Below are 14,935 nucleotides of genomic sequence, written 5' to 3' on the forward strand. Positions count from 1 at the left end.
ATACTTTTTGAAAAGATGCAGGAAATAAAAGTAATTTTCTTCATTGAAGAATATTTGCTCTTTATTATTGCCTCTATTGTACAGATGATATAAGGTACCCTCTCTCAATTTTTTTAGATGTAAAATACAAAACCTTCAATTAACACAAGCTATCAGATAAACCCCAGACTTCCCAAGTCTTTGAGACTTTGGAAGTCTTCGCTTCGATTTTAGGTTCTCTTCTAGTAAAATACCCTCCAATACTACACCCTTCTCCAAGAAACAATATCTGGCAGGCAAAGAACCCGTGGTTTAGGGAGGAGGTTTTGACAGAATTGAAAAGGATTATAAAGGAAAATTCCTTTGTTTACTTTGCGTGATTTTCAATCACAGCTTCACAAATGATTTATAAGCAAATCTTCCATCCTTGTTTTTCAGCACTACATAATAAATGCCGCTCGAAAGATTGGGCACATATAGTTCGAATGAATGGCCATTAATGGGAGCAATCCTATTGTTGTAAATTTTACCGTCCATGGAAATCACCGATAAATCCTGGATTTCCTCAAATGGCAGTGTTTCATTCAGTTCAATGCGCATTTTGCCATTATTGGGATTGGGGTAAATATTGCCAATCCAATTTTCTTCCAAGAAGCGGGCATCTGGATTCAACTCTTCTATGCTAACCACTTTTCCATCAGGGTAAATGGTCATGCAGGAAAGGGTTACATCATCTTCATCTATAATGCACATCTGAACGGAATCGCGTCCAAAGACTTCTATTTTTCCAAAGGCATTTTTGAAATTCTCATTGTACAAGCCATTACCTCCCGCATTCCAAAGCGAATCGGTAATTGGAGGTTGCCCAAGGAGAGAAGCATACTGGGCAATCTGATAAGCCAATTCAGTAGTAGCCACACTCAATCCACTGGCGTTGATTTCGGGCAATCCAGAATTTTCTCCCGTATCCATCACATTGTGGTGCGTGTCGCCACTGATAAACATCACGCCATTTATGCCATTTCCCTTTACATGGTTGAGTAATTTATTGATGTCATCGGGGAAACCGCCCCACCAATCGGACATACTTGCTGCCAAACGGAAGCCGGTCCCCGTTTCACCTGCTACTTCAAATTCAAAACTCTGCAAAGACAAACCCACATCAATGATGGTTTTAATTTTCTTATTAAAAGGAACACCACAAACCACAAACTTCCAGTCAGCAGTAGAATTGCTCAAGCCATCCAGCAGCCAATTCATCTGATCTTGCCCTACAATGCTCTGTCCGGGCTTTGGGTCAAAAACCCATAAGCTGTCATTGGTATCAAATCGAAATGTTTCGCTGTAGGGCGTGGAAAGTGAACGCGTATCGAGCATAAAAAACTCGATATTTCCCATGGTAAATTTGCGGTAATATGCCTTTGTGGAATCAACCAGCTTGTAGCCCGGGAAAAAATCTTGATAGGCCTTTAGGCAATTGTCTTTTCCTTGCTGCGTAGCCGAGTCAATTTCAATATAATTGACCAATTTACCATTCACGCTTTTGTTTTTTGGCCTGAGATTGCCAATACTGGAATTCCCCCAATTGTCGTGATTATCGGGGGTGTAGGCAATTGGCACATCCCAGAGCATTTCCACCATTTCTGGTTCTTCGTATCTTTTTCTGTAGCCTTCTTCCACTCTTGCGTAATCATTTGGATAGCCATTGGCAATTTGATAATCGGGGTAGGAAAAATCTCCCGTGTGGATCATCAAATGAGGTTCGTAAGTGGGCATCAACTCATAGGTTTTCATATTGGGTGTTTCCTGACAAGAACCCGTTACAAAAACATAATGCCCTGCTTCTCCATCCTGCGGGAAAGTCCTAAAACTGCCCTTGCGCTGATCTGCCATTCCATCAAACATTACTCTGTAGTAGTATCTGGTATTCGATTGCAATCCCGTCAAATCCGTAATCACACTATTGTCCAAATTGGCATTTGTGGTATTGGCAAATGAAATGGGCGCAGAAAAATTGCTGTCCGTATCCATTTCTATGGTAAAAGCTTGAACAGAATCCGCGCGGATATACATTCTGGCTTTTTCTGGAGTTACGCCCCCTATAACAGGGCCATGGGTGATGTTTTGGGCAAATAATGAATAAACTATTAAGACAAAAAAAGCGGTGAAAAAGGACTTTTGCATGAAATTTAGATTGTGATTTGAATAATATTTACAATTTAGCAAAAAGCATTTATAGCTAGGTGAAAACATTATTAAGCAATGAATAATTTTCATTCCAAAATCAAAACTGCTATTAGCAAATAGCAAATTAAAACTAAAATTGCAATGTGTGGATTGCAATTTTGGATTAAAAGTGATATCTTTGGATAACAAGTTAAGAAATGGAAAAGCTAATAGAATTACATACCACCTATACTGAACAGCTAGAAATTCGCTATCGGAAAACGATAGACATAGACTGGAATGATAGGTTGATAGGACTTACAGGAGCCAGGGGAGTGGGTAAAACCACTTTTTTATTGACCTATATTAAAGGGGAAATCAAAAAACCACAGAAGGCCATCTATGTAAGTACGGATGATATTCAATTTAGCAGCAACACCTTGGTTGAACTGGCCGATGAGTGGGTGAAAAGAGGTGGGACGCACCTTTTTTTGGATGAAATACATAAGTATCCCAATTGGTCGCAGGAGTTGAAGAATATTTACGATCGCTACAAAAAACTCAAGGTGGTTTTTACCGGATCTTCCGTGCTGCACATTCAAGATGGCAATGCAGACCTCAGCCGAAGGGCCGTAATGTACAATATGGAAGGCTTGTCTTTCAGGGAATTCCTGAATATTGAGACAGGGCAAAATTTTGAAAGGATTTCTTTGGCAGAAATGATTAAATCGCATGAGCAAATCAGCAAGGAAATTGTGAAAAAAGTGAAGCCTCTGGCCTATTTTGATGAATATTTGAAATACGGGCATTATCCCTATTATTTGGAAAATAAAAATACTTATCACCGGAAATTGATGAATACCGTGAGTCTGATGATGGAAATTGACCTGCCTTATTTGAGGCATGTGGAAGTGCGCTATTTGCACAAATTGAAAAAGCTGCTTTCCATCCTGGCGCATTCGGTACCTTATCAGCCCAATATTTCCAAATTGGCTGGAGACATGGAGGTTTCCAGAAATACGGTCATGCTGTATTTGAAATATCTGGAAGAGTCGAAATTGATCAAATTACTGCACAGTAAAAAGAGCAGCGATGCCCAAATGGCAAAGCCCGAAAAGGTGTATTTACACAACTCCAATTTGCTACACGCCATTTGCCAAAGCAATATCAATAAAGGCGCTGAGCGAGAAATATTTTTCTACAACCAAGTGGACACAAGGTATGCCGTGTCTTATACAAAGCAGGGCGATTTTCTGGTGGAAGAAAAATACACTTTTGAAATTGGCGGAAAGTCAAAGGGTAAAAAGCAGATTAAAAACTTGAAAAATGCTTACTTGGCTGCCGATATGATTGAATATGGATTTGAAAACAAAATACCGCTGTGGCTTTTTGGTTTTTTGAATTGAGAGCTGAAAAACTGATTTTTTTCACTCCCCACCCTCAGGCAAACGCTCTTCCAATTCCTCTTCCGGTGCTTCTGCGGTTTTCAGTTCAGTAAAATGCGATTTGGTGAAATTGCACCACTCGCAGTATTCCTCTTCGCAACCATGCTGAAAGTCAAGGGCTACAATGCGCTCATAAGCGGATTTTATTTGTGACTTTACAATTTTAACAGCCTCATCTGTAATAGGGATTTTTTCCTTGTGGAAGTCTCCGGTTTTTGAATCGGGCTCAACAAAATCAAATTCTGAAGAAAGAACTTTCCAGTTTTTATCCAGATCGTTTTTCACAAATTCATCTACCAATATTTTATAAAAAACAGCTTGCCGCCAATAATCCCCGCCATATTTTTCCTCATGCGTAGGATTTTCTGGATCTTTCCATTCTTCTTTGGGCGAGTCAAAACGCTTCTTTTTCCTGGATTTATCATACTGCCCGGTTTTATAATCTACCACATTCACCATTTCACCCGAAAACTCGAGTTTATCCAATTTACCATTCAGTGGTACCCCCTCTGATTCCACACCTTTTATGGAGCGCTCCACGCTTACTACTTTATTCCACTCATCAATATAGTGATCGTAGTATTCGGGCAAGAGTTTGTGTCCATAGTTTTTCTTGTCTTCATATTGCTCATCCGTAAAAGAGTCGCGATGCTTTTGCATGTACCAGTCAAAGTATTTGAGCATATCTGCTTTAGCGGGAAATTGATCAGCTTTACTGTCCTGCATATCTTTAAAAAGACGTTCCAGAGCATAGTGCACAGCCGAGCCAAATGCCATATGCTGATTTTTTGCAGCCGGTACTTTGAGCATATATTTGTAATAAAAGCTACGCGGACATTTCAAAAAGGTATTCAAGTGGGTAATGCTGAGTGTATATTTCTCCAGGATTTTTTGTAGCCTGTCCTTTTCTATCAATTTTATATCCGGTAAAGGGTTTTCTTCCAACACTTTCATTTTAAACTCAAGCAGTGCATCTGGACTGAGCGATGGCCGCTCTTCTTTAAGGCAATCCCCCTGCTGCAGTTCGGCTATAAAGCGACTTTGCTCCAGCTCCTTATCATTGAGATCGTATTCCGGGTAACTGATGTACAAATGCTCCTTGGCGCGTGTCATAGCTACATAGAACAAACGTCTTAAATCCTGCTCATCGCGGTCGCTGTCTTTTTGCCCCGCAGCTAAATTATCGGGAAAGGAAAAGTTCTGATTGCCCCCCCTTTTTTTCTCCCAGTTGCTGCTGTGCACACCGATCATATAAACATATTTAAACTCCAGGCCTTTGGATGCATGGCAGGTCAGTAGGTTAATTCCTGATTCTGATTGCTGGATTTTTTGCACAGAAAGCGCAATTTTATTGTCCTGCAATTTGCGAATGGTATCAAAAAGCTCGGGCAAATGTGCTTTAGAATCCCTAAGGGTTAATTCCTTGATAAATTCAAACAAAGTGCTGAGTTCCTGCATCAGGTCAAATTTATAGGGGGATTGCACCACATATTTTAGAATACCGCCTTTGCTAATGATCTTTTCAAACAAACTTTGCAGTGTGAGATTTTGACTGTCGCGGATAAACCCTTCGAGCATTGCGGCAGTTTGTTTCAATCGTTCTTCCGATCGGATGGGTGCTGAAAATAAATCAGGGGCTTTTGAAGCTGGCAAATCGGCCAATACTTTGCGCAGGCTTTTTTTGTAATTGGTTCTGTTTTCAGCTACTTGTTCGGCAATTTCCAATGGATTGAGTCCAAAGAAATCAAAATGCAGGATTTTAAAAAGCATATCCCCGCGGCTAAAAGGCACGCGAATTTCTTCTGAAATATATTCCAGGATATCGAGCACCTTTTTTATAAATACAGAATCGAGGATGTTTTCCCTGCGCTTGACATTGAGCGGCACTTCCAGGTGATTCATATATTTTATAAGTTCCTCTGCCTGACTGTGTTTGGCGTAGATTACGGCCACTTCATTCAGGTTTACCCCCTGTTCTTTCAGTGTTTTTATCTCAAGGCAAATATGCGCTATCTCCTGGGCCATATTGGGATAGGTGCGCAATACAGGGCGTACTTCAGAATTTGAAAATTCGATTGCACGCGCTTTTAGGTCTTTTGACAAATTGGGCACTTCATTGATCAGTCGTTCACTGTTATTGGCGATTAAGTGGCCGGCAGCGTCCAGGATTTTCTGAGAGGAACGGTAATTTTCAGTCATCATGATCAATTTCAGGCTTGCTTCATAATCCGCTCTGAAATGCATAATATTTTCTACACTGGCACCCTGAAAGCGAAAAATTGACTGATCATCATCGCCTACCACAAATACATTGGGATTGTCCCAGTAATCGATCAATTGATTGAGCAATTCATTCTGCGCACCGTTGCAATCCTGAAATTCATCTACCAGCACATATTGATAGCGCTCCTGGTATTCGGCCAGCAATGTGGCATTCTCTTTAAAAGCGTTGATTACCCAAAGCAACATATCATTGAAATCGTAGCGGCCTTTTTCTGCTTTTAGCTTTTCATAATTTTCCAGCTCGGCAGCTCCGGCCAGCAGCTTTTCCATTTTTTCTTGCTCTTTGTCAATCTTGTCTTGCTTCAGGTCTCCTTTTTCGGCTGTTTTGGTTTTTCTTTTGTAAATATATTCTTCCCGGTTGGGTAAATCCTCAAGGTATGTTTCTGCTTTTTGCTTTAAAAAATCATACGTCCAATCTTCTTTTTTCATGGTTTGAAAAAGTGCCTGCAAGCGCTTTCTTTCATAATAAACATCTCCTGTCCAGCGCTTTAGGGGATGGTCATTGTCGAAATTTTTGATCAATTCCATCAGCAGTTCTACTTCCTCCAGTTCGGATAGTGCCTCCAATTCCCTGTAGCCAAAAACATCGGGGTGATCCTGTATCACCTGATTGCAAAAAGCATGGAAAGTGCCAATATTCACCCTATAAGCATCGGGGCCTATGAATTTATTCAAACGCTTGCGCATAGCCACAGCCCCTGCATCGGTATAGGTGAGGCACAAGATATTTTCGGGATAAACATCTGTTTCCATCAGGATATTACCAATGCGAGCAGCCAGGATTTGGGTTTTACCCGTACCGGGGCCAGCTATCACCATTACCGGCCCTTCAATGCTTTCTACAGCGTTTTTTTGTGCCGGATTCAGCATTTTTAACTCTTCCAGAAATGTTTGGTTGGCTTTGAAATTCATAGAGTGATTTTGAGAATTCTAAAGATAAGAAAGGAAATGATGAGTGTGTAAAATGTGCTGAAGAATGGAAAGGCGAAGTTGCGAAGACCTATGCTAGACCACTTCCTTTTTCATAAACTCCTCAATGCTATTGAGCTGTTCTTTTGCTTCGCGCATGCTTTTGATATTTTCGATATTCAGCATAAGGAATTTTTTGCTCTGCTTTAAATTCAGGTTTTTGGGATGCTCGCGCACATAGCGCAAAACGGAAGAAAAGATCTCCGTTTGGTAATAGTAGCTGTCCTGGTTTTGCAGAAAATAGCATTTCAATTTTCTTCCCTTAAAAACAATACGTTCAAACCCGAGCCTTTTAGCTGTCCAGCGCAGACGCAGGCCGTTCATCAATTCAGCAACTTCTTTTGGCAAGGGGCCAAAGCGATCAATCAGCTGATCTCTGAATTTTAAAAGTGCTTCTTCATTTTCGATATTGTCCAGGTCGGTGTAGATTTTCAGTCGCTCATCTACTTTATTGATATAATCACTCGGAATCAGCATTTCCAGATCTGTATCAATCTGGCAATCGCGCACAAACTGATGTTCATTTTCAAGCTCTTCTTTAAACAATTCCTTGAATTCATTTTGCTTGAGTTCAACTACAGCTTCATCCAGAATTTTATGGTACATATCGTAACCAATCTCAGAGATAAAACCACTTTGCTCACCGCCCAGCAAATTTCCTGCACCGCGAATATCCAAATCGCGCATGGCAATATTAAACCCACTGCCCAGGTCCGAAAACTCTTCTATAGTGCGCAAACGCCTTCTCGATTCAGAACTTAGGCTGCTCAATGGCGGACAGAACAAATGACAAAATGCTTTTTTGTTGGAGCGACCAACACGGCCTCGCAATTGATGTAAATCGCTCAAGCCAAACCAGTGTGCATTATTGATGATTATGGTATTCACATTGGGGATATCTACACCGGACTCTATTATATTGGTGCAAACCAGCACATCGAATTCCCGCTGTTCAAAACGCAACATGGTACTTTCCAGAGATTTGCCGTCCATTTGTCCGTGTGCAATACCAAAATCTATATTTGGGCACAAGCGTTTGAGCATGGCTGTAATATCTTTTATATCCTTCACCCTATTGTGAATGAAAAAAGCCTGTCCTCCTCTGTAAATCTCATACTCAATGGCCTCTTTTACAATGTGATCGTTGTACACATGCAATTCAGTTTGAATGGGCTGCCGATTGAGCGGAGGAGTCCGAATTACTGAAAGATCCCGGGCATTCATGATAGAAAACTGCATGGTGCGGGGAATTGGCGTAGCAGTGAGTGTCAATGTATCTACATTGGCCTTTACTGTTTTCAACTTTTCCTTTACAGCTACTCCAAATTTTTGCTCTTCATCAATTATCAGTAAACCCAGGTCTTTAAAATCAACCTGCTTGCCCACAATGGCATGTGTTCCAATAAGAATATCCACCTTTCCACCTTTCAATTCATTTAGGGTTTCTTTTTTTTGTCCGGCTGATTTAAAGCGATTGAGCAAAGCAACTTTGGCAGGAAAATTTTCCAGCCGGTCTCTAAATGTTTTATAATGCTGCAAAGTCAAAATAGTGGTTGGAGCCAATACTGCCACTTGCTTCCCGTCAGCTACTGCCTTTGCCGCTGCGCGAATGGCTATTTCTGTTTTTCCAAAGCCCACATCACCGCAAACCAAGCGATCCATGGGATATTCCTTTTCCATATCGGCTTTTACATCTGCTGTGGCTTTTTCCTGGTCGGGAGTGTCTTCATAAATAAAAGATGCTTCTAATTCCGATTGCAGATAGGTGTCGGGGTTAAAAGCAAAGCCCTTACTTGCCTTTCTTTTAGCATATAGTTTGATTAAGTCTTCTGCAATGTCCTTAATCTTTCTTTTTGTTTTTCTTTTGACTTGTTCCCAGGCATCGCTACCGAGCTTATTTATTTTTGGTTTAGTGCCTTCCTTACCGACATACTTACTGATTTTATGCAGGGAATTGATATTGACATACAGCAAGTCATTATCGCGATAAACGAGCCTGACAGCCTCCTGCATTTGCCCGTTTACTTCTATTTTTTCCAATCCTGAATAGGTGCCCACTCCGTGATCAATATGAGTGACAAAATCTCCGGGCTGTAGCGATTTCAATTGTCGAAGCAACAAGGCCTGATCTTTGGAAAAGCCTTCTTTCACTTTGTATTTGTGATAGCGATCAAATATCTGATGATCTGTATAACATGCTACTTTGAGATCGAAATCTATAAATCCATTGTGAATGGCAACCGGAATAGGATAAAACTCAACCTCAGCTTTCAGGTCTTCAAAAATGCTGTAGAAACGCTCAATCTGTTTTGGGTTTTCTGCAAATATGAAATTGCGAATATCGGCCTTGTTGTTCTTATTCAAATCTTCAATCAGCAGGTCAAAATTTTTATTGAATGCCGGTTGAGGCTGCGTATTCCAAACAAAAGTTTTTTGCGCATTTAAATGGCTTTGATTCCCGAATTCTACGAGGGGGAATTTTTTCAAATTACTGAGAAAATCCACGGCTCTTTCAAAGGTTTCAGCAGGTTCTTTTTCAAAGAAATTGCTCAGGTCTTCCTCTTCTTCAGTTTCATAATCCTCTTCAGAAATTTCCCTGAATTTTTCCACTGCATTTTCAAAGCAATTGTCTAAAACCTCTTTAGTGAAATTGGCATCTTTTATCCAAAGCACAGTATCTTTCGGTAATGCGTCAAAAAGGCTGCTTTTTTCCTCGTTTTCAAAGCGGGTCTGAATATTGGGGACAATACTAACCGAACTGATCTTCCTGGTAGAAAGCTGATTGTTTGGTTCAAACAGGCGGATAGATTCAATTTCCTCTCCAAACAGCTCTATGCGATAAGGATACTCATTACCAAAGGAAAAAATATCTACGATATCGCCCCGCACTGAAAACTGTCCTGGTTCAAAAACAAAATCTACGCGTTCAAAACCATATTCAATAAACACATCTATTAGAAAATCTACATCGAGTTGCTCACCCAGCTTAATTTTCACAATATTTTTTTGCAGGGTTTCCTTGCGCACTACTTTTTCAAAAAGTGCTTCGGAGTATGTCACCATCACTTCCCCTTTGTTTTCAGAATGGCTGATCTTGTTTACCATCTCTGTTCTCAGCAGAATATTATTGCTGTTGATGGCGTGGAATTTTCCGGGTTTTTTGAAAGAGTCGGGGAAAAAGAATACGTCCTTTCGCTGCAATAGACTTTGCAAAGCATTCTGAAAATAAGCTGCTTCTTCTTTATCGGGCAATATAAAAAGATGCTGACGGGGAGTCATTTGATAAACTGCCGAGGCAATTACAGCATCTGCCGAGCCGGTCAGGCCTTTGATATGGACATTGGAATTCCCCTCACTGGTCGTTTCTACCAGTGTTTTCAGTCGTTGATCCGACTTGTATTGTTCCAGGAGTTCCTGTAGGTTCATTCAGTGGCGCAAATCTAAACAAAAGGGCTAAAAAGCCGGCTTCTGTTTTGATAAAAGAAACTGCGTTCGGAAATTATTTAACATTCAGGTTTAAGGATATGTTTTTCAGCTATCTATATTATTGACAGCTTTGATTTATTTAAACCATGATTCTGGGTGAATTTGAAGTCCCTTCAAGCCTGATTATAATACTGCGTATCCTGCTCAACTTCTGTACAATATCGCTCCAGGCCTTTTTCCAAGCAATCCAAAGCTTTTGATAAATCCGTTTTGTTGAGCACATAGGCTATACGTACTTCATTCATACCCATTCCGGGTGTGCTGTAAAAACCGGAGCCGGGTGCCATCATCACCGTAGCTCCTTCGTAACTATAGGATTCCAACATCCATTTACAAAAATCCTCTGTATTGGACACGGGCAATTTTACCATCGCATAAAAAGCTCCTTTTGGTATGGGGCAAATCACCCCGTCAATTTTATTTAATCTTTCTGCCAGCAAATCCCTGCGGGCAATATATTCTTTGTTTACAGACTCAAAATAGGACTGTGGCACATCCGTAGCTGCTTCAGCTGCAATTTGAGCAAATGTTGGAGGGCTCAATCGTGCCTGCGCAAACTTCAAAGCTGTTTGCATCACATTTTTGTTTCGACTTATTAAAGCGCCAATTCTCGCACCACAGGCACTGTAGCGTTTTGAAATAGAATCTACCACCACTACATTTTGCTCCACATCATCCAATTCTAAAACGGAAAAATGCGATTCATCACCATAAATGAATTCCCGATAAACCTCATCTGCAAAAAGGAATAAATCATGTTTTAAGACCAATTCGCGCAATGCCATCAATTCATCCTTAGAATACAAATAGCCGGTCGGGTTATTCGGATTACAAATGATGATGCCCTTGGTTTTTTCTCCAATAATACTTTCAAAAGCAGAAATGGGCGGCAGTGCAAACCCATTGGAAATACTCGATACAATCGGATTGATCTTCACCCCTGCGGCAGTTGCAAAAGCATTGTAATTGGCATAAAAAGGCTCGGGAATAATAATTTCATCCCCTTCATCAAAGCAGGACATCAGTGCAAACAAAATAGCCTCAGAGCCACCTGTAGTCACTATCAAATCTTCTAAATTTAAATCAACTCCTATGATATTATAATAGGCCAGTAGTTTTTTTCTATAACTTTCAAATCCCGCAGAATGGCTGTATTCCAGGGTTTTAAAATCAATATTTCGCACAGCGTCCATCATTTGCTTGGGCGTCTCTATATCCGGCTGACCAATATTGAGGTGGTAAATATGTACCCCTCTTTTTTTTGCAGCTTCTGCATAAGGCACCAATTTCCTGATGGGCGATGCCGGCATGTTTTTTCCTTTATTTGATATACTTGGCATAATTGTAAACTTAAAGTGAAATAGGTATTGTGAGAAAATTAAAACAGTCAATTATAAAATTGAAACATGTTCTAATCAAACTTAATTTTTAGCTTTTCACTTAAAAAAAAACTCCACAGCTCAGTACCGCCATGGAGTTTAATAGAAATTCAAATTCGTTAATGCTTAGTCTTCCTGCTTAACGATTGATTGTTTTTTCTCAGGAACACCATCTGATTGACTCGCAGGTGTAACATTTCCTTTTATGAAAATACGAGTAGTACTTGGCTCAGCATTGGAAGTAATAGTTATGGGTTTATTAAAACCACCATTTTTTCCTACTGTATTGTACTTTGCTTTAATAGTCCCTTCTTCTCCCGGAGCTACAGGCTCTTTGCTCCAATATGGGGTTGTACAACCACAAGAAGCTTTCACATTGGTAATGATCAAAGGTTTAGTACCATTGTTGGTAAAAGTAAATTCTACAGAGGCATCATCTCCTGCTGCCAACTCACCAAAATCATAAGTACTGAATTCAAAATCCATTGTAGGCCCTTCAGATTGTGCAAAAAGAAGGCCGGTAAAAAGGCTTAAACTAATAAGTAATAATAAATTTTTCATGTCGTGTTATTTTTATAGTTCAAAGATAAGAAACTAATTCAAGTTAAAAGAGTTTCGTAAAGGCTTTAAAAGTGCAGTAAATTTATACCCAAATTTAACACCAAACTGTTAAGCCTTGTTAATCAAAGTTTAGCGTAAGAAAATAGAAATCAAAAACTCCCCCCGTCCTAAATTATTATCTTTGTAGGGCAAATTTAAAGCAGATTGTATGAGCACTTCTATGGGAAAAGAACAATCAAAAGAAGATCAATTGTCTTATAAAGCATTTAAAGCCCAAGTATTGGAAGATTATAAATTGTCCTGCGAAAGTAGAGAAGCCAGCTTGATGGGCAGAAAAGAAGTGCTTACCGGAAAGGCCAAATTCGGTATTTTTGGCGATGGAAAAGAAGTGGCGCAAATTGCATTGGCAAAAAACTTCAAACCCGGAGATTTCCGCTCGGGCTACTACCGCGACCAAACCATTATGTTTGCGGCCGGAATTACCAATACCCAAGAATTTTTCGCCCAGCTTTATGCCAATACCAATTTAGAGGAAGAGCCCGCTTCTGCCGGACGACAAATGAATGCGCACTTTGCTACGCGCAGTTTGGATGAAAATGGGAATTGGAAGGATTTGGTAAATATGAAAAACAGTTCTGCCGATTGTTCCCCCACTGCCAGCCAAATGGCCCGAGCCGTTGGTTTGGCTATGGCCTCCAAAAAATACAGAGAAAACCCGAAAATTAAGGAAGCGGAAAAATTCTCGAGAAATGGCGATGAAGTCTGCTTTTGCACCATTGGCGATGCCAGCACTTCCGAAGGATTGTTTTGGGAAGCCATCAATGCAGCGGGCGTAACCAAAATCCCCATGGTAGTTTCCATTTGGGACGATGGTTATGGCATATCCGTTTCAAACGAATACCAAACCACCAAAGGCGATATTGGCGAAGTGCTCAAAGGTTTCGCCAGCGACAAAAAAAACGAAGGCATTGACATATACACGGTCAATGGCTGGGACTATGCTTCGCTTTGTGAGGCCTATGAGAAAGGCGTGGAAAAAGTCAGGGAAAGTCACCGACCAGCTATATTCCACATTAAAGAAATGACCCAGCCACAGGGGCATTCTACCAGTGGATCGCACGAACGCTACAAAAGCAAGGAGCGCCTGGAGTGGGAAGCAGAACATGATTGCATCCAAAAAATGCGCGAATGGATTGTTGATTCAGCCCTGGCAAAAGCAGATGCTTTGGATGAAATCGAAAAAAAGGCAAAAGCCGATGCTCTGGACGCAAAAAAGGCAGCATGGAAATCTTTTCAGAATGCCATTAAAAAAGATGTGAATGAAGCAGGACAATTACTGAAAGAAGCCGCAGAAAGTACCGGAAACAAACAAATAGCCCAGGTTGCCCTTACACTTAAAAACCAAATGGATCCCATTCGAAAAGATGCTTTGCTTTCGATAAAACATGCCATTTGGGCATTGCGACATGAAGATCATCCGGTTAAGGAAAAATTACTGCTCAAAAAAGAGCAATGGGAACAGGGAAACAGCGAACGCTACAATTCACACCTGTACAGCCAAAGCGATGAAAATGCACTGGATGTGCCCGTTGTGCCGGCAGAATATGCCGATGACACACCGGAAATAAATGGCTATGAAATATTGAACAAAGCTTTTGATGCCATGCTGGAAAATGATTCCCGAGTTTTTGCCTTTGGTGAGGATTTGGGAAAAATTGGCGGAGTTAACCAGGCTTTTGCCGGATTGCAGGAAAAATATGGCGAAGAGCGGGTTTCTGATACCGGCATTCGCGAGGCGACCATTATCGGGCAGGGCATAGGAATGGCCATGCGTGGTCTGCGCCCTATTGCGGAGATTCAATATTTGGATTATGTAATTTACGGTCTGCAACCACTTACCGATGATTTGGCCTGTTTGCAATACCGCAGCAAAGGCGGGCAAAAAGCACCTTTGATTGTTCGGACGCGCGGTCATCGGTTTGAGGGGATTTGGCATACCGGATCGCCCATTGGAATGATATTGAATGCTATTCGTGGAATGCGCTTTTGTGTGCCGCGAAATATGACACAGGCTGCTGGCATGTACAATACCCTTTTGCAATCTGATGAACCGGGATTGCTCATTGAATGCCTGAATGGTTATCGCCTGAAAGAAAAACTGCCTTCCAACCTGGGGGAAATGACCGTTCCACTGGGTGTGCCGGAAGTTTTGCACGAGGGCAATGACATTAGCTTGGTGACTTATGGCTCATGTGTAAGAGTAGCAGAAGAGGCAATACTACTTTTAGATCAGGCCGGAATAAGTGTGGAATTGATTGATGTGCAGACTTTACTGCCTTTTGATCGACACGAATTGATTTTGGAATCCATCAAAAAAACCAACCGGGTGGTTTTCCTGGATGAAGATGTACCGGGCGGAGCTTCTGCTTATATGATGCAGCAGGTTTTGGACAAACAAAAAGCCTATTTATACCTCGACAGTGCCCCAAAGGCCATCAGTGCCAAAGATCACCGCTCGGCTTATGCCTCAGATGGAAATTACTTTTGCAAACCCAATGCAGAGGATATTTTTGAAACAGCTTACAGTTTAATGCATGAATTTGATCCCGGGGCTTATCCTAAACTGTATTGAGCTTAGTCTATATTTTTTCAAATTCCAGTCTTAAA

At 40.9% G+C, this 14,935-nt stretch carries 7 protein-coding genes; 2 read left to right on the plus strand and 5 right to left on the minus strand.

The features are described from left to right. Window positions 1–366 precede the first annotated feature (366 nt). Window positions 367–2,163: an alkaline phosphatase D family protein gene (locus WD048_05965; GenBank protein MEX0811743.1), complete on the minus strand. Its 1,797-nt coding sequence runs from the start codon at window positions 2,161–2,163 to the stop codon at window positions 367–369. 200 nt (window positions 2,164–2,363) lie between these two features. On the opposite strand from WD048_05965, the gene WD048_05970 reads away from it, so the two are divergent. Next, window positions 2,364–3,551 (plus strand): AAA family ATPase, encoded by a 1,188-nt coding sequence (locus WD048_05970; GenBank protein MEX0811744.1) that lies wholly within the window; start codon window positions 2,364–2,366, stop codon window positions 3,549–3,551. A gap of 21 nt (window positions 3,552–3,572) precedes the next feature. Here the strand turns inward: WD048_05970 and WD048_05975 are convergent, their stop codons facing one another. From WD048_05975 to WD048_05990, 4 genes are all read right to left on the minus strand, one after another. Then, entirely contained in the window at window positions 3,573–6,785 is a 3,213-nt protein-coding gene (locus WD048_05975; GenBank protein ID MEX0811745.1) for an ATP-dependent DNA helicase, read from the minus strand. Window positions 6,786–6,878: 93 nt separating this feature from the next. Further along, window positions 6,879–10,268: a transcription-repair coupling factor gene (gene mfd, locus WD048_05980; protein ID MEX0811746.1), complete on the minus strand. Its 3,390-nt coding sequence runs from the start codon at window positions 10,266–10,268 to the stop codon at window positions 6,879–6,881. Between the two features lie 173 nt (window positions 10,269–10,441). After that, complete coding sequence (locus WD048_05985; GenBank protein ID MEX0811747.1) at window positions 10,442–11,668, minus strand: pyridoxal phosphate-dependent aminotransferase; 1,227 nt, start codon at window positions 11,666–11,668, stop codon at window positions 10,442–10,444. A 165-nt stretch (window positions 11,669–11,833) separates the two neighbouring features. Continuing rightward, the gene (locus WD048_05990; protein ID MEX0811748.1) at window positions 11,834–12,268 is read right to left on the minus strand and encodes a DUF1573 domain-containing protein; all 435 of its coding nucleotides are present in this window, start codon (window positions 12,266–12,268) and stop codon (window positions 11,834–11,836) included. 208 nt (window positions 12,269–12,476) lie between these two features. Here WD048_05990 and WD048_05995 point away from each other — a divergent pair, with 208 nt between their 5' ends. Then, on the plus strand, window positions 12,477–14,900 hold the full coding sequence (locus WD048_05995) for a thiamine pyrophosphate-dependent enzyme (GenBank protein ID MEX0811749.1): 2,424 nt from the start codon (window positions 12,477–12,479) through the stop codon (window positions 14,898–14,900). Window positions 14,901–14,935: the final 35 nt, after the last annotated feature.

It is taken from the genome of Chitinophagales bacterium, from assembly GCA_040877935.1.
Lineage (GTDB): Bacteria > Bacteroidota > Bacteroidia > Chitinophagales > CAIOSU01 > JBBDNB01.

Excerpts from the sequence above, each read along its gene's own strand:
- WD048_05965 (MEX0811743.1), bottom strand. The coding sequence starts at position 2,163 with ATGCAAAAGTCCTTTTTCACCGCTTTTTTTGTCTTAATAGTTTATTCA.
- WD048_05970 (MEX0811744.1), top strand. The coding sequence starts at position 2,364 with ATGGAAAAGCTAATAGAATTACATACCACCTATACTGAACAGCTAGAA.
- WD048_05975 (MEX0811745.1), bottom strand. The coding sequence starts at position 6,785 with ATGAATTTCAAAGCCAACCAAACATTTCTGGAAGAGTTAAAAATGCTG.
- mfd (MEX0811746.1), bottom strand. The coding sequence starts at position 10,268 with ATGAACCTACAGGAACTCCTGGAACAATACAAGTCGGATCAACGACTG.
- WD048_05985 (MEX0811747.1), bottom strand. The coding sequence starts at position 11,668 with ATGCCAAGTATATCAAATAAAGGAAAAAACATGCCGGCATCGCCCATC.
- WD048_05990 (MEX0811748.1), bottom strand. The coding sequence starts at position 12,268 with ATGAAAAATTTATTATTACTTATTAGTTTAAGCCTTTTTACCGGCCTT.
- WD048_05995 (MEX0811749.1), top strand. The coding sequence starts at position 12,477 with ATGAGCACTTCTATGGGAAAAGAACAATCAAAAGAAGATCAATTGTCT.